The organism is Capnocytophaga bilenii, from assembly GCF_017565765.1.
GTDB lineage: Bacteria > Bacteroidota > Bacteroidia > Flavobacteriales > Flavobacteriaceae > Capnocytophaga > Capnocytophaga bilenii.
Genome location: NZ_JAGDYP010000004.1, coordinates 66,110 through 83,257, shown reverse-complemented (window position 1 = coordinate 83,257; position 17,148 = coordinate 66,110). Strand labels below are relative to the sequence as shown.

Below are 17,148 nucleotides of genomic sequence, written 5' to 3'. Positions count from 1 at the left end.
TGTGGTAACCTTTCGCAATAAAAAAATCCTTTTGTATATGATTATTAAGGAATCATCACATCATAAATTATTTTACCAAGTTGATTTCAACGCGGCGATTAAGTTCTCTACCTTTCTTAGTTTTGTTGTCTGCGATTGGATTTTCAGGACCAAAACCTTTAGCAGAAAGACGAGCAGGATTGATACCTTTCTCTACTAAGTAAGCCTTAACTGAGTAAGCTCTTTCTTCAGATAATTTTATATTTTTAGCTTTGTTACCAGTGCTATCAGTATAACCTTCTACAGAGAACTTAGCATTTTTGAAGTCGTTAAGAACCTTAACGATGTTATCTAGAGTTTCTGCTGATTGTGGTTTGATAGTAGCTTTACCAAGATCGAACAAGATAGCTTTAGCAAATTCGTTCAATTTCTTTTGGTCTTCTTTAGTTACTTCAGGGCAACCATTGTTAGCTACGGTACCTTTTTGGTCTGGACATTCGTCATCTTTGTCAAGAACACCGTCACTATCTCTATCTGGCCAAGGGCAACCGTTATTTTCTTTAGGACCTTTTTCATCTGGACATTTGTCATCTTTATCAGCTACACCATCACCATCAGTGTCAGGGCAACCATTAAATTCTTTAAGACCAGCTACTTCAGGGCACTCATCGTCTTTATCTTGAATACCATCACCGTCAGTATCAGGGCAACCGTTGAATTCTTTAAGACCAGCTACATCTGGGCATTGGTCATCTTTATCTGGCACACCATCACCATCAGTATCAGGGCAACCATTGAATTCTTTAAGACCAGCTACATCTGGACAAGCATCATCTTTATCAGCGATACCATCTTTGTCGCTATCTTTTTTACCAAATTTGATAGTGATACCAGCTGAATGTTGGAAGTAGTTTTCTTGAGATTTGCTTTTCATTGTTGGGTGATAAGCTGATTGCAAGTTGATACCGATATTTTCGGTAAACCAGAAGTTAACACCACCTCCAGCAAGAACGCGGAATTTACCTTCGTTATCGATTGCACCATAACCACCACCTACTTGAGCGTAAGGGTCGAACCATCTTGCACCGCTCCAAAGAGTATTTAGGTGGTATTGTACGCCTAAATCTACAGCCCAGAAAGATTTGTCTACTTTGTTACCAAGATCTTTGTTGTAACCAAAACCTTTTTCGATTTTGTTTAAAGACCCAGCTAACTCAAGAGAGAAACCTTTACCAAGGTGGCGTCCTACTGAAAGACGAGAAACTGCAGGAAGGATATTCCAGTCAGAAGGGCCTGCCCAGTCTTTCAATACATCTCCAAAATCCATTGGAGTACGAACGTCCACAGCATTTACTCCAAATCCTATCTGCCAAGGATTGTTTTCATCCTGTGCTTGTGCTCCTACTGTGAAAGCAGCAGCCAAAGCAAATAAAGTTACTTTGATTTTCTTCATACTTAAAAATGAATTTAATTACTATTTAAAATTTGCGGCAAATATAGTCAATATTTTTATACCTACTGCTATTTTAACATTATTTTTTTTATTAACAATATTATTATTGCCTTATACTACCTTTTGCAAAGGGGGTATTGCTACCCCCCTTTTTCTATCTATTTCGCTGATAATAAATACATTACTATACTACAACCATTTTACTAAGGCGAAATCCTGACGGTGAGGCAATAAACTATTTTTAGGGAAAATACGAATAGCCAACTGCAAAGCTCCAGGGTATTCTGAAGCAATTTCTAAGCGATAAGTACCTTTGTTGCCCTCTGTATGTACTAATGGGAACTCTGTTTTTGAAAGTACTTTGAGCTTATCGTCTTTGTGTTCGGCAACTACCAATTCTACGCCTACATCTTCAGGGCTCAATTCGCCAACTTCCAAATCAACTTCACCTTTGTAGGTTTTACCAATAGAGATGAGTTGTTCGTTGCGATTAGGCACTCTGATATCCAATACTTTGATATTATCCCATTCTTGGGTTACCTTGCGTTTCCAATCTGCCAACTGTATAGCGATAGCAAACTTGTTGTCTTTCAGTTTGTTTACGCGCTCAGTCATTGGGTAATAATATTGGTTTTCATAATCGGTGAGCATACGAGTAGTTGTAAAATTAACAGCTACTTTGGCAATTGTATTTTTGATAAGTGCACACCAACGTGTTGAGATACCTTCTTTGTTTTTGTCGTAGAAGATAGGAGCAATCTCATCTTCTATGATGTTGTAAATCATTTCGGCATCCATTTCGTTTTGATATTGTTGGTTTTCGTAAGCGCGTTCCATAGGGAGTGCCCAACCTGCGTCTTCGCGATAACCTTCTACCCACCATCCGTCTAACACGCTAAAGTGCATTACACCATTCATTGCAGCTTTTTCACCACTAGTACCAGAGGCTTCGAGTGGACGGGTTGGGGTATTCATCCAAACGTCTACTCCTTGTACCATATGGCGAGCGAGCTCCATATCGTAGTTTGGAATAAAGAGGATTTTACCTAAAAACTGAGGTAGTTTTGATATTTCAACAATATTTTTGATAAGGTCTTGTCCTGCTTTGTCGGCGGGGTGAGCTTTACCCGCGAATACGAATTGTACGGGGCGCTCGGGGTTGTTGACAATTCTATCTAAACGCTCTATATTGGTGAATAGCAAGTGAGCGCGTTTGTAGGTAGCGAAACGTCTTGCAAAACCAATTGTAAGGATGTCTTCGCGTAGGTTTTCTTTAATTTCAACTAATTGTCGAGGTGAAAAATAAGGTGTATTTTTCTCTAATCTCAATTTTTGCTCTATGCGGCGCAATAGTTTTGAGCGCAAAGCATTTTTGATTTCCCATACGCGTTTGTCGGATACTTTGTAAATACCTTCAAATCCTTTAGGGTCGTAATGGTGTGTTTGATAGTCTTTACCAAAGACTTCGTTTTCTACATCTTTCCACAAGCCAGCTGTCCAAGTGGGCTGGTGTACGCCATTGGTTACATAGCTAATGTGTAGTTCTTCGGGCATATAGCCAGGCCATAGGTCTTTGAGGATATCTTTGCTTACTTCGCCGTGTAGCCAGCTTACGCCATTAACCTCTTGTGATAGGTTGGCAGCCAAGTTGCTCATTGAGAATTTTTCGTGAGGGTCGGCGAGGTTTATTTTTCCTAAAGCCAATATTTGTTCCCAATTCACGTGCAATCTTTCGGTATAATTACCGAGGTAGGCGCGTAATAGTCCTTCTTCAAAAGCATCGTGCCCTGCAGGTACAGGGGTGTGGGTGGTGAATAGCGATGAAGCGCGTACTACCTCCATAGCTTCGGAGAATGAAAGATGGTCTTTTTCTATATATTCGCTAAGGCGTTCTAATCCTATAAAGGCAGCGTGCCCTTCGTTGCAGTGATATACATCGCTATTGATGCCTAATTTGCGCAACATTTGGATACCTCCTAAGCCGAGTAGCATTTCTTGTTTTAGGCGGTTTTCCCAGTTACCTCCATAGAGGTGGTGAGTGATAGAGCGGTCGTCTTCGCGGTTGTTTTCAAAATCGGTATCCAACAAGTAGAGCTCGATACGTCCTACATCCACGCGCCATACGCGAGCGTAAAGAGTGCGGTGTGGCAAAGGTAAGGATACGATAATCCATTTTCCTTCGGCATCAAACACTGGTGAAACGGGGATTTTGGAGAAGTCTTGTGCTTCGTAATCGGCTTCTTGGTTACCAGCAGATGATAATTTTTGTGTAAAGTATCCGTAACGATACAAGAGACCTACCCCTGTAATTTTAGTAGCTTTGTCGCTGGCTTCTTTGAGGTAATCGCCTGCAAGGATACCTAAACCACCTGAATAGATTTTCAGTGATGAATGCAAGCCGTATTCCATACTAAAATAGGATACAGAAGGGCTTGTCATTTCGGCTTTTTTAGCCATATATGCTTGGAAATCGGCATATACTTTTGACAAGTTTCGCATAAAGGTGCTGTCTTGTTCGAGCTCTTTATAGCGTTTTAGTGAGATACTGTCGAGCAATGCGATAGGGTTTTTGCGTACTTCTATCCATTTTTCGCTATCTACATATTTGAATACTTCGTAAGCCTCATCATTCCAGCACCACCAAAGGTTTTTTGATAATTCTTCAAGCGGTTGTAGGGCTTCAGGGATAGCGCGATGTATAATCACACTACGCCAATTTGGGGTGTTTACTACCTTCATTTTCTCTAAATAGGCTAAGCCATCTGGTTGCACAAATGGCAGTTTTTCTACTCTGTCTTCTATATTTTCTAACGTTAATTCGTATGCTTTGATGTAATGTTGCACTAGGTTTTTCCAGAGTGCTATTTGCGATACCTCGTTTGCTTGCTTGCGTTGCTTATCTAAATCGGCGTTGCTAATGGCTAGCAGGTCGGTAATATTTTTAACTATGGCTGCTACTACATCGCCATAGTTGCTGTCGTTGCGTTCTACTACTTGAATAGCGTTTTGCTCGCTGGGGTAATAGCTATTGACCCATTTGCCAAAGCCTGCTAATGAGGTGGTGATAGTGGGTACTGAGAAGGCTAAGCTTTCTAATGGTGTATAGCCCCAAGGCTCGTAATAAGAAGGGAATACGGTGCCGTCTATCCCTGTGAGTAGGTCGTAATAGGATAGGTTGAACACGCCATCGTTTCCGTTGAGATAGCTTGGGCAGAAAACTACTTTTACCTTGTCATTTTTGCCGTTGAAGAGTTTTTGCTCGTATATACGGTTCATTATTTGGTCGTGATATACATCGGGCAATATGTGAGTAAGGTGTTTTTGCTCGTTTGCTATTTTTTGTTCTAGATTGGCGAGGTTATTTAGCAATCCTTGGTGTGGGGCATCGTGCCCTGTAGGGATTAGGATATAAGCCAGAAGATTTTCTTTGTTTTTGGTATTGCGGTTTAGCACGCCCAAAGCATCAATAAAAGCATCGATTCCTTTGTTGTGGAACTCGTACCTGCCACTGATAGCTACTATTTTGGTGTTTTGAGCTATGGGTTCGGCGATAAGTGCTTCGGCTACTGCAATGAGTTTGCTTTTGGCTTCTGTACGTTTTTTAGCAAGCTCTTTGGGAGCAGGTATTATTTTATCGTCGAAGCCGTTGGGGGTAATCATATCTGTTCTTCTGCCGAGGAAGTGGTAGGCTTCTTGAGCTGTAATTTCGCTAACGGTAGTAAAACAGTCGGCTGTTTTGGCTGCTTGTCGTTCTACAAAATGCTTGTGTTGTACGCCAAGCTTATAAGCCATATCTTTGGGGTTGTAGTTTTTGATTTCGTTATATAGGGGGTATCCGTTACCAGCGATAGCGCGCCCCAATACGGTAGCGTGGGTGGTGAATACGGAACCTATTTTGGGCATTGTATTTTCAAGGTATAGCAATCCGCTGGCGGTCATCCACTCGTGGAAGTGGCAAATGACGTTTTCGCGAGAAGCAGTATTGAATTTGACGAAGCTTTCGATTACTTTACCTGCAGCGTAACCGAATAGCATAGACTCTACATAATCCCAAGAACTACCGAAAGAGTCGAGCTTGTAGGCGTCCCAATAGAATCGTAGTATTTCGTTTTTATTGCTCACGTAGTGTGAGAAATCTACTAATATAACGATGGGTTCTCCTTCGATTTTCCAATTACCTACGCGTATGCGTAATCCTTCGGCAGCGGCTTTAGCTCGCCAAGACTTAAAGAGGTTTGGATTTTCTACAAATTCTTTATTTTCGGTGTGCTGCCAAATATCGGGACCTATGAGGATGTATTTGCTCCTAAATTTTTTGGCAATGCTTGGCACTTTGGTAGCTATAACTGTATAAATGCCACCAACCTTGTTGCAAACTTCCCAACTGGTTTCGAATACATAGTCGGGGTTTAATTTTTTTTCGCTCATTATTTGTTAGTTTAGTTGTTAGTTAGTAAAATCAGCGACAAAGATACAATTATTTTTTGAATTGGTACTATTTTATCTAAAAAATAAATTGGCATATCTATTTAAAAGGTTCACAAATTCCCTTCTTAGGAAAAGAAATAGTTCCTGATGATTTTCCTTTAAAAATCCATTCTAAACTATTTTTTTTTATTCTTTGTTTCACATAGAAAGTTCTCATTATTTGATTTGACCAAATATCAATTTGATTGATTATAATTTTTTTTGCCTTACAATCAAAAGTATCTGTTGTGTAATAAATACTATTAGAAAGAAAATAAGGAAAATATACATCTATCTTATAGACTTTATAAGCAGAAGAATCTTTATCCTTTTCATAATATTTTACAACATTATAAAAGGGTTCTTTATTTAAAGATTTTATACCTTTTTCAAAATAGCAAGTATAAAAATGGTTGTTATCTTTAACTATTTTATAAAATCCTTTTAAAGAATCTACACTCCCTTTTAAAGCATAATATTTTGTACTGTAAACTCCTGTTCTTGGATTGTGAGTGTATATATCTTTTTCAACAGTAATAATATCATTTTCTTGTACAGTGATAGTATCTTGTTGGGAATAAAGTAACGCATTATATAAAAATATAAGTAAATATAGGGGCTTATTCTTCATTTTGAATTATAGGAATTAAGTCAATATTATCCTTCGCTTATCCTTCGCTTATCCTTCGCTCAACCTTCGCTGGGAAGAATTATGAATTTTGAATTGATAGGAGTGCGAGCTGCACAGGAAATTAGGTCTGTGAGCTCGCACTATGTTTTTGGGGTTCGGTAGCTTTATTAAAATACCTCGAACCTGATACCTATACTATAAGGGTATTCGTTGATGGGATTGCTCTTAAATAGGGGTACTAAATTGTAACGGGCGTAAAGCAGGCACGATTTGTAGCCTATGTGTGCGGATACGCCGTATATCAACTCATTGACATTGAAGTTCTTGAAGGCTACATCTTTTACTTTGCCGCCTTGCTCGTTATACTTTATTTTTTGCTTGGCTGTCCATAATACGCCTATATAGCCTCCTACTCCGAAACGGAAACTTTCGGCAAAAGGATAATAGGTTTTTCCTTTCTTTTCGACTGGCTTGGTAAAATCAAATTCTAAATTTAGGGGGACTATCATATAATGTGTTTTGAACTTGGATAGAGTTACTTCTTTGGGATAGGGCATTATTTTAGTAATATTGTCATCAATTACGTAATAGGTGTTTCCTTTCATTCGTAGGGTATTCACTAAAAGTGAGGTACCATAGGTGAGATGCAATAAGTTGTTGTTTTTCAGCAAACGGGTGTTCATTAAAAAGCCTATTTCTAAGGAGTTGGAATAGTTTGTCCTGAAATAGTTGTTGCTGAAATGGTTGCCTTGCTTGAGATTGTGAAACCCTAATGAATAGACGGGATAACTGGTGGTGCGCTGTGGCTTGCTAAGACTATCGGAGGTGACGCTTAGCCAGCTATCGATACGCTTAATTATGCAGGGTTCGTGTGAGGAGGTAGGGGGGGTAGGCTCTGTATCGTGACTGAGCAGCTGCTGCCGTACGAGTTCTGAAAGTTTGTCGGTTTCCTCTTTGGTTTTGTCGGCAATACGAATTTTTGATTGGTTGGTGGCTTCTTTTTTGAGGGTTTGGAGCTGCTCTTCTGATATTTTTTTATCTGCGAACTGCTCATCGAGTGTTTTTAGCTCGATTGATAGGGCTTTTTTTTCGGTTTTTACGATAGAATCTATCACTTTTTTGGATTGTTCTATCTGCTGATAATAGTTTTTTTGTGCTGAGGCGACTCCTATTGTAAAGAGTAATGCCAAAAATAAATAAGATTTCATATTTTAATTAATTTATATGTTTAACAATGTATAACAAATGGCTTGCTAACGAGTAAGGGCTAACCATTTGTTATATTTTTCTTCTAAGTATTTTTTGAAATAGGCTTTGAGATGGGTTATTTGTGTGGGGGGTACGGGGGTATTAGTTGGCTGTGAATTATTGAGATTGGTAGCTACGATTTCTACTAGCTCTTCTTCGGTGAGAAGGCTGGTATCTAAACTGGCTACTAAGTGTGTATTTTCATCTGAAAAATTGGTATTATGGGGGGTAGGGTCGGTAGTGGGTTCTGCGCTATCTATTGGAGGGATAGCGGTGGCTATTGGGGGAATGGGGTTGCTTGGGGGGGTATGGACTTGGCTATTGGCTTTGACAATATTGCTATGGGGTTTGTTGAAATTGGGGGGTGGGGTGGGGTTGCTTGTAGGCAAAGGGCTTGGTGTGTTGGTTTTGCAAACATTATTAATATTTTGCTGCTGAAATACTATTTCTTGGGATACATCGGTTACTTGCCGCTCATTGAGACTGCAAATACTTATGGCGATGAGCACAGCTGCGGCAGCGGCATAGTAGTACCAACGTATTTTTTTAGTGGGCACGGGGGCTGCTTTGCGGGTTTCGGCAGTTAATTGTTGCTCTAATCGAGTCCACAAATCGGGTGATGGTGGTAACTGACGATGAGCAAATAGGTTTTTTATTTTATCTTTCCACATATTTTTTAAGCATTTTTTTAGCATACGCTAATTGGGATTTTGAGGTTCCTTCGCTAATACCAAGTGTTTGGGCTATCTGCTTGTGTGTGTAGTCTTCAAACACATAAAGGTTGAAAACCATACGACTGCCTTCGGGAAGCTGATTGATAAAGGCTTGTATTTGTGCTTCTTGATAGGTGGCTTCGTCTAAGGCACTATCGTCAATGGTATCGTAATTGTCGTTCCAATCGCTATAGATGAGTTTTTGCTGCTTGCTGCGCAAAAAATCAATGCACTCATTGACGGTAATACGGCGCATCCAAGCGTATAGTTTTTGTTGTGGCTTGTATTGCTGTATATGGGTGAATATTTTGTAGAAGGCTTTGAGTAGGGCATCTTCGGCAAAATGGGCATCTTTGATATACAGACGGCATACGCTTAGCAGGGCAGCTGCATAACGGTCGTACAGTTGCTTTTGTGCTAATGGGTCATTGCACTTTAGTTTGTTTATGAACTCAGAATCTTGGATATTACTATTGTTTATTATATAAAACGAAAAAAAAACAGAAAGGTTGTAAAGTGTGGGCAAATGTATTAAATTATTTTTGTACTTTTGCAGGAGGGATTAGTCTTTAGTCGCTAGTCGTTATTAAATAAGAATTAAACTTTTATTATGCATATTTTTAATTTTCTGGAGGAACTTTCAAAAAACAATAATAAGGAGTGGTTTGACTCTCATCAGGATCTTTTTCTTCTTGCTAAAGAAGAGGCTACTCATATATTCAATGAAATTTACAACCGCGTGGCGGCTCAGGACTATGTGAGTGATATGAAAATATATCGCATTTATCGTGATTTGCGATTTTCAAAAGATAAAACGCCTTATAAAACGCACTTTGGTCTTTACTTTCAGCGACAACAACCACAATATAGGGGTGGTTACTACGTGCACTTGGGGATAAATGAGTGTTTTGTAGGGGGTGGTTTTTTCAATCCGAATAAGGAGGACTTGCTGCGTATTAGGCAGGAAATTGCGGCTGAAGCTGACGCCTTTAAAGCTGTGATGGAAAGCGAGGGTATCGTACGTGAATTTGATGGGAAACTCTTTGGCGATGAGGTGAAAACGGCTCCTAAAGGGTTTGACAAAAATGACCCGATGATAGCTTATCTGCGTAAAAAACAATTTTTGCTGAAACGTGATTTTAGTAGGGCTGAGGTGGAAGCTGACAATTTTGTAGCTCGTGCCGCTGATGTGCTTTTGGCTATGCGTCCGTTTTATGATTTTATGACAGAGGCTTTGTTTAACGATTATGAATAATGACTTATTATACCTTATCGCTCTAAAAAACACGCCTTTAGTAGGTGATATTACTGCTAAAAAGCTAATAAACTACTTTGGTAGCGCTGAAAATGTATTTGCACAAAAGAAACAGCAGCTGGAACGTGTGGGGGGTATCGGTAGTAAAATTATTGAACAGCTGCTGTGTGTTCCGAACTTGCTTTTGGCTGAAAACGAATTGCGCTACGCTGAAAAAAACAATATTAGCATCATTACTTATACGGATAAGGAGTACCCTGCCTTATTGCGACAATGTGTGGATAGCCCTATCCTCTACTACCAAAGGGGACGTATTAACCTGCATAACAAGCGCGTGCTGAGCATCGTGGGTACGCGCAACGCTACGGCTTATGGTTGTGCTTTTTGCGAAAAACTGATAGAAGATTTGGCTTACTTGGACGTGGTAATCGTAAGTGGCTATGCCTATGGGGTGGATATTACGGCTCATAAGGCTGCTATAAAACATCGGTTGCAAACAGTGGCTTGCTTGGCGCACGGACTGAACATCACTTACCCTGCTGCGCATAGCAAATACAACCACGAGGTGGAAGAAAATGGTGGTTTTATTACGGACTTTGGTACTGAAACTAAATTTGATAGGAAGAACTTTTTGAGTAGGAATAGGCTTATCGCGGGCTTATCGGAAGCTACTGTGGTGATAGAATCGGGGAACAAAGGGGGGAGCTTGGTAACGGCTGATATTGCTTACTCATATGAACGGGAGCTTTTTGCTTTGCCAGGAAGGACGACTGATGCAATGAGTATTGGTTGCAACGAACTGATACGCAGCAATAAAGCATTGATGGTTACTTCGGCAAAAGATATTATTAATACGCTAAAATGGGATACTCCTGCCCCAAAAGGGGTGCAACAGGAGCTTTTTATTGATCTTACTGCTGATGAACAGATTGTTTACGACTCGCTGCTGAATGGTGGAAAACAATCGCTTGATGCGCTTGCCTTGGACTGCCAAATGCCTATTTACCAAGTATCGAACTTACTGTTTCAGCTGGAAATAAAAAACCTTATCCAACCGCTACCTGGGAAATATTTTGAACTAAAATAGGGGTTTTGCGAAAGATTATTCATATAGATATGGACGCTTTTTTTGCTTCGGTAGAGCAGTTGGATTTTCCTGAATTGCGCGGGAAAGCTATTGCTGTAGGGGGTGCTGAACGGCGTGGGGTGGTTGCTACGGCAAGCTACGAGGCAAGGCGCTATGGAGTGCGCAGTGCTATCAGCGGTGCACAAGCACGGAGGCTCTGTCCGCATCTGATTTTTGTCCCTCCTCGCTTTGAGCGTTATAAAGAAATTTCATTGCAAATACGGAGTATCTTTCACGATTATACTGACCTTGTAGAGCCGCTGTCGCTAGATGAGGCTTATTTGGATGTTACTACAAACAAGAAAAATAACCCTTCGGCTACGCTTATCGCTCAAGAAATTAGACAACGGATTTTTGAAGAAACGGGACTTACGGCTTCGGCGGGTATCTCGGTAAATAAATTTGTAGCTAAAATAGCTAGCGACTTTCGCAAACCTAACGGACAAACAACCATAACGGTTGATGAGGTACAGGATTTTTTGGACGTATTGGACGTGCGAAAATTTTATGGCATTGGCAAGGTAACGGCTCAAAAAATGTACGAACTGGGGATTTTTAAGGGTAAGGACTTGCGAGAAAAATCGTTGGCTTTCTTAGAACGCAACTTTGGCAATAGTGGGCTGTACTTTTATGAACTATCAAGGGGTATTCACCGCGCTGAAGTACAGCCGTTTAGAATACGGAAATCGGTAGGGGCAGAACATACTTTTGCAGAAAATTTTACTAGTGAAATTTATATGGAGGAGGCGCTCTCGGCTATTGCTGAAGATGTTGTGAGGCGCTTGCAACGCCAAGAGGTAGCCGGACGCACTATCACCTTGAAAATAAAATATAGTGATTTTACAGTGCAAACACGTAGCAAAACGCTGACTGAATTTATCAGTAGCCAAGAGGAAATTGTACTATACGCTCGGGAATTGCTCTACCAAGAACGCTTGAAAGAATCTGTACGCTTGCTGGGGATTTCGATATCTCACCTAAATAATGAAGAACGGGAAGACACTCCTAAAAAGCCGCAGTACATACAATTACGACTGGAGTTTCCTGAAGATTGATTTTTTTGTTGGTGGTTTGGATTTTTTTTGTATTTTTGCGGGAGTAATTAATCATCACAACTACTTTTGATGTAAATTTAATGTTATATGACAAACCTAATGCATAAAATTACTAATCTTTATTTTCCTATATTTTCATTAGTCGCTTTATTGCTATCATTCATTGGCAGTTACTACCACCCTGAACTATGGACAAGAGAAAATTTTAGTCTACTTTTCTTCAAAATAGGTTTTTATTTTTGTCCTTTTCTCGTAGCTTTATGGATGTTCTTTCGTCATAAAATATTATTTACCCGAGGGGAATATCTTCGTTCTTTAATTATATGTACAGGGGTTGCGATTGTCTTCTTATGGACCTATAAACATAAAATAACACTGCGTTTAGACTTATTACTGCTGTTTTTGTGTGCACTCTATGGGCTTATTTACCGACAGTATATAAAACCTAATAAAGTAATGTTATCTTTTTTTGCTCTAATAGCTCTTAAGTATTTAGGTATTTTATGGAGTGAGTACAAAGAGTTTGCGTGGTATGATATGTTTGATGATATGCTTTATTTGCTGTTAGCAGCACCTATTGTTTGCTTGTTTTTTCGGGTAAAAAAGGCTGAAACTCGTACTTTTGTTGTGCTTAGCTTCAAACTTTTCTTGCTTTTACTTACACTAAACATATGTACCTATATATTGGTAAGTAAAAATATTGGTATTCCTTTTTTTAGCTTTTTTACTTTAAACAAGGGGTATATGCCTTCTAGAGAAGTTTTATCGTGGTCTGTTTTTCGCCATCCAAGTTTTATAGCTTGGGTGATGTTACTTGTGTGGGGATTAGGAGTTCTATTAGGTTATCGGAAAGATAGTAAATATATTTCTTCTTTTGAAGTCATTTTATATGGCATTCTTTTATTGTTTTTTTCATTTATAGTACAAGCTCGTATTGTAATTATAGGGTTGCCATTATGTGTTTTTTTATTACTATGGTTTCATTTTACGAAAAAATGGAGCAACAAAAAACGCGTATCTGCGGAAATGCTTATTCTTTTAATCGTCTCTTTATGTGTTTATTTACTAATAACTCATATTAGCTATTTTTTTGATCCTATACGCGAGAAGATGTTAAGTAGTGCTTATCAGCATATATTTGAGCACCCTATTATAGGTAGTGGAAGTGCTACTGAAAAAATGTTATCAAGAGAAGTAGTTGGACAAATGCACATTCACAATGATTTTTTAGCTATTATGATTGATTTAGGAGGTATTGGATTGTCTTTGCTATTACTATGGTTATTCTTTACTTACCAAAAATCTATTTTAGCAAAAGACAATAGTATTGCTTTTACCATAATAGTCTTTCTGCTACTGATGAATACCGATGTAATTATTAACTATTTTGCAGGAATTCTTATTCTATTCCCATTTCTAATCTTTATTTTTTTCAAAGAGGACGAAAATATAGTACAATCATAGCTGTTTCAGTAGGTTATTCCATATTGCTATAATAGATTTTTCTTCATTGTCCATAGAATAGTTTTGCAGCACAAAGTTGGAGGCTTTTTCTCCTTTTTGTATAATAACTTGAGGAGATGCTTCGTAAAGTGCAAGTAATTCTTCTATTTTCTTTACGTAAGCTATAATATCACCACTTTTTACGACTGACGAAAACTCATCTTTAAAATACTCTTTTCCAGCTTCACCATCATATCCTACTACATAGCATCCACAAGCCATTGCTTCTACAGGTGGTAGTCCGAAACCTTCGCGATGGTTAAAGCTCAAAAAGAAAGTACTTTCCCTCATTATTTGAGCTACTTCTTGTTCATTTTTACCATCTATAGCCATTAGCTTCCATCCTTTCAAACTGCCTCGTTGCTTAAGAATTTGTAACACTTGGCGTACATCATCAGTTAACTTTCTTGGCATAAAACATATCTGGCGTTGTTTTTCGGGTGAATAATAGAATATTTTACTATTAATACCTAAAACGCACCTATACACCTTGGCTTTAGCAAATGTATAATTGAGATAAGCCAATGAATCTTCTGAAACTACTATAGTAGCCAATACATCAGGATGGGTATAAGGAGTTTGAGGATAGTCAGTATTAATATCGTATTGATTGAATGTGTAATAACAGTTTTGGTTAAAAATTACTTTTTTTATACCCACTGCTATTTTATCTATTTTATCACCATAAATTTCAGGAATCACCAATATCGTATTTTCGTCTAAAGCTACACTTTTTTGCTTTAAAAAGTATAGCTTCATTTTTTTTCTAAGCGATATTTTTCTATTTTGAAGTGTATATTTGAGTATCTTAAACAGATAAGGACTATAAACGATAGGAGCCGTAGTATGAAACCATTTTTGTTTACTCTCGCCTTGCAATAATACCGCAGCCTGAATGCCATTATTATTTAAGATTTCTACTTGTCTATATATTTGTTTAACCCCCCCACTGATAAAGCTATTGTTAGGGCATAGAAAGTATATTTTAGTGTTCATCATCTAATATATGTTTTATCCAATTTTTAATGTGATATTTTTCTTTTAACGCAGAAGGAAGCTCACAATAATCAGTATTAAAAAATGTTTCTGGAATTACAAAATCATTTACATCATCTATTACAAAGATATTATGAGGGTTGTAAAAGTCGTAATTCCGTATATCTTTATTCGTAGTAATTAACTTTTTTCTGAAGCCTATTGCTTCATAAGGACGAAATGACAAACCTTTCTGATGAGGATGTGCAATGTCTAAGATAATTTTGCTATCCAAATAATATTTATAAGCTGTAGTAAATGGCATTATAGAAGTAACAACTTCTATATTTTGTGGTAGTAAAGGTACTTTCTTGTGAGCTTTACTAACAAATATTCTACCTTTTGCTTTAATACTATGCGTTTTAAAGTAATCAAAAATACGTTCTGCTACCCCTATTCTATCATCATAAGTAGCTAAATAACATACATCATAACATTGAGACAAGGACTTTTCTTCGGAAAAATAAAAATTAGTAATTTTTTTCAACCCATAACGCTTACAATCTTCAGGTTCAAAACTATAAACTACATCAAATTTATTTATATAATCCTCCTGCATTGGTATTTTCTTAATACTATCCCAAAAAATAACTATTGATTGTTTACTTTTTTTTAGTGCAATATCCAGTTGGTGAGGCGTTAGCAAATAAGGCGCATTTACCAACAAAACGTCATAACTTTCAGCCTGATCAAGCTTTTCTAATATATAACGTTCTGTTCTTTCTCTTTTTAAGTTCTTCCGCAGGAAAGTTTTCAAAAAAAAGTTATATATTTTTTCAGTAAAGTTCTTATAACGATACTTAAAATTTGAAGTTAAGCTCATTACCTCATATCCACTATAAGCTAATAAGCCATCAAGTACAACTTTATCAAAATCATAATAATCGGGAGCTATAAATAGTAGTTTTTTTTTCATTTAAGTATTTCATCTATCCAACCCGAAAAACTATATTTTTCTCTTATAGTAGCCTCTATTGGCTCATAGGGCGTTTTTACAAAGGTTTCAAACCCTTCAAAACTAGCACCCTCTATTACATAAACGTTCTTCGGATTATAAAAATCGTATTCTTTTACTAAAATATTATTCGTTATTAGCTTTTTTTGGTAACCAATGCTTTCAAAAGTTCTAAACGAAAGTCCATTATGGATAGGATTATGCAAATCTAATACATAATGAGCTGCTTGCATCTTGATTATGCTTTCTTTGAATGAAAAACCCTCACTAAGCAATGTAATACCATTAGGCAAATCTCTTTTTTTATCTGATACTAAAAACATATTAGGTACCAAACCATTCTTTTCTATTTGAGTTATAATTTTGTGCAGTAATGGTATCCTATCTTTCATATAAGTTCCCACAAAAAACACCGAATTAGGGATTATAGGAGCTTCAGAACTAATATCATCAAAGTAGAAATTAGTTGTATGTTTTAGTTGAGAACTGATAGAAAGGTCTGTTTTATCAAAAACGTAAAAATCGTCAAATAAGCTGATGTATTGTTGTGCCAAAGGATAACGCCTCAAGCCGTCCCATTGGTAGGCAACAACTTTCCCTGCTATTTGTTTAGCTCGTTTTACTACCTCTATATCAAACAAATCGGGACGAATAAATAGAGCATAATCTACTGCAGGAATAGCCTCTATCTGTTGTAAATGCGCTCTTGCTGATATTTTATTTTTAATAGTAGGTTTATGCGTTCTATCATTTAAAAAGATTTTTTTATATCCGTGAATAATTTTATCTTTCAATGGTATTGAAGTTGTAGTACTTTGGAGTAAGAAAACCTTGAAGCCCAAGTGCTCTAAGTTTTCTTTAAATCGCTGGGGTAGCCCAAAATGATTGGGCATTGCCAATAGTATTGTTTTGCCCTCAAAATAATTACACTTCATAATCTATATATGATTTCCAAAAACCTCTATTTTCTTTATTCCAGCGGTGGCAGCCCATAGGTAACTTTCCGTTGTTATAAGCTAATGCTTTCGCAGGTTTATTTTCAATAGCAAAAGCGCACGCCTCTTTATACGAAGGTTTAGCAAAAGACAATCCCTTGCGCTGAGGTTCTATACTAAAAAACACATCTTCAGCATAAAAGTTACTTTGGTTTATAGGCTTTAGGTAAATGCCTACTTCTGTATGCAGACTTTGTAATACCTCTATAAACTTTTCTCTTTTCCGAAGCGAAAAACCTCCGTTTCCTACCTCGTTATAAAGTAGTATTTTATTCTTTTGCGTGTTATGATTCCCTCTATAGTTAGTGCATTGCTTAACAAAGCAAAGCGTATTGTCCCATATTTTTTTCAGCAAAGGAATGCTTTCTCTACTACGCAACCAAGGCGCCCCTATGTAGTCGTAATCTTTATCACACCATTCACGCAATGTATCGGCAAACACATAAGCATCTGTTTGGTAAATCAATATATATTTTTGAGAGAATGCCTTGTAAAAATCTACGCTTAGCATCAGTTGATTATAGCCATAAATCCCTTTGAAGTATTTATCATCAAAACGCTTAAACTGAGCTTCACCAAAGCTCTTATAAGCAGCCACATCCAAGCTTTCCGGACATACAAAGGTAATGCCATAGTGCGCCAACAACTTAAAACCTTGTCGCAGAGCACATATTTCATCACTATTAGGTATAGGCTTGTAAATAGGAATGACAATATCAACCATTACTTATCT

14 protein-coding genes are annotated in these 17,148 nt (G+C 37.7%); 4 read left to right on the top strand and 10 right to left on the bottom strand.

All coding sequences use genetic code 11. The features are described 5' to 3' along the window. Nucleotides 1–67: 67 nt before the first annotated feature. The 6 genes from J4N46_RS06285 to J4N46_RS06260 form a co-directional block, all read right to left on the bottom strand. On the bottom strand, nt 68–1,432 hold the full coding sequence (locus J4N46_RS06285; protein ID WP_208058592.1) for an OmpA family protein: 1,365 nt from the start codon (nt 1,430–1,432) through the stop codon (nt 68–70). A 189-nt stretch (nt 1,433–1,621) separates the two neighbouring features. After that, nucleotides 1,622–5,860, bottom strand: a complete 4,239-nt coding sequence (gene glgP, locus J4N46_RS06280; protein ID WP_236013865.1) for an alpha-glucan family phosphorylase — start codon at nt 5,858–5,860, stop codon at nt 1,622–1,624. A gap of 97 nt (nt 5,861–5,957) precedes the next feature. Continuing rightward, nucleotides 5,958–6,530 carry a hypothetical protein gene (locus J4N46_RS06275; protein WP_208058591.1) on the bottom strand — a complete coding sequence of 191 codons (573 nt, stop codon included), beginning with the start codon at nt 6,528–6,530 and terminating at the stop codon, nt 5,958–5,960. Nucleotides 6,531–6,697: 167 nt separating this feature from the next. Then, entirely contained in the window at nt 6,698–7,738 is a 1,041-nt protein-coding gene (locus J4N46_RS06270; RefSeq protein ID WP_208058590.1) for a TonB-dependent receptor, read from the bottom strand. Nucleotides 7,739–7,783: 45 nt separating this feature from the next. Further along, nucleotides 7,784–8,449, bottom strand: a complete 666-nt coding sequence (locus J4N46_RS06265) for a hypothetical protein (protein WP_208058589.1) — start codon at nt 8,447–8,449, stop codon at nt 7,784–7,786. Next, nucleotides 8,436–8,957 carry an RNA polymerase sigma factor gene (locus tag J4N46_RS06260; RefSeq protein ID WP_208058746.1) on the bottom strand — a complete coding sequence of 174 codons (522 nt, stop codon included), beginning with the start codon at nt 8,955–8,957 and terminating at the stop codon, nt 8,436–8,438. The genes J4N46_RS06265 and J4N46_RS06260 overlap by 14 nt, the downstream gene beginning before the upstream one ends. A gap of 144 nt (nt 8,958–9,101) precedes the next feature. Between J4N46_RS06260 and J4N46_RS06255 the strand changes: the two genes are divergently transcribed. The 4 genes from J4N46_RS06255 (at nt 9,102) to J4N46_RS06240 (ending at nt 13,391) form a co-directional block, all read left to right on the top strand. Continuing rightward, the gene (locus J4N46_RS06255) at nt 9,102–9,746 is read left to right on the top strand and encodes a DUF2461 domain-containing protein (RefSeq protein ID WP_208058588.1); all 645 of its coding nucleotides are present in this window, start codon (nt 9,102–9,104) and stop codon (nt 9,744–9,746) included. Next, nucleotides 9,739–10,833, top strand: a complete 1,095-nt coding sequence (gene dprA, locus J4N46_RS06250) for a DNA-processing protein DprA (RefSeq protein ID WP_208058587.1) — start codon at nt 9,739–9,741, stop codon at nt 10,831–10,833. Before J4N46_RS06255 ends, dprA begins: the two co-directional genes overlap by 8 nt. 5 nt (nt 10,834–10,838) lie before the next feature. Beyond that, on the top strand, nt 10,839–11,927 hold the full coding sequence (dinB, locus tag J4N46_RS06245) for a DNA polymerase IV (protein ID WP_262897138.1): 1,089 nt from the start codon (nt 10,839–10,841) through the stop codon (nt 11,925–11,927). Between the two features lie 99 nt (nt 11,928–12,026). Further along, the gene (locus tag J4N46_RS06240; protein WP_236013863.1) at nt 12,027–13,391 is read left to right on the top strand and encodes an O-antigen ligase family protein; all 1,365 of its coding nucleotides are present in this window, start codon (nt 12,027–12,029) and stop codon (nt 13,389–13,391) included. Here the strand turns inward: J4N46_RS06240 and J4N46_RS06235 are convergent. From J4N46_RS06235 to J4N46_RS06220, 4 genes are read right to left on the bottom strand one after another with little or no spacing between them, the layout of a single operon-like run. Continuing rightward, nucleotides 13,386–14,429, bottom strand: coding sequence for a glycosyltransferase (locus J4N46_RS06235; RefSeq protein WP_236013861.1), 1,044 nt, complete (start codon nt 14,427–14,429; stop codon nt 13,386–13,388). The two genes, J4N46_RS06240 and J4N46_RS06235, sit on opposite strands and share 6 nt — an antisense overlap. Beyond that, the gene (locus J4N46_RS06230; RefSeq protein WP_009414937.1) at nt 14,416–15,381 is read right to left on the bottom strand and encodes a hypothetical protein; all 966 of its coding nucleotides are present in this window, start codon (nt 15,379–15,381) and stop codon (nt 14,416–14,418) included. Before J4N46_RS06230 ends, J4N46_RS06235 begins: the two co-directional genes overlap by 14 nt. Further along, nucleotides 15,378–16,355: a hypothetical protein gene (locus J4N46_RS06225; protein ID WP_208058585.1), complete on the bottom strand. Its 978-nt coding sequence runs from the start codon at nt 16,353–16,355 to the stop codon at nt 15,378–15,380. Before J4N46_RS06225 ends, J4N46_RS06230 begins: the two co-directional genes overlap by 4 nt. After that, entirely contained in the window at nt 16,345–17,139 is a 795-nt protein-coding gene (locus J4N46_RS06220) for a DUF5672 family protein (RefSeq protein WP_208058584.1), read from the bottom strand. Before J4N46_RS06220 ends, J4N46_RS06225 begins: the two co-directional genes overlap by 11 nt. Nucleotides 17,140–17,148: the final 9 nt, after the last annotated feature.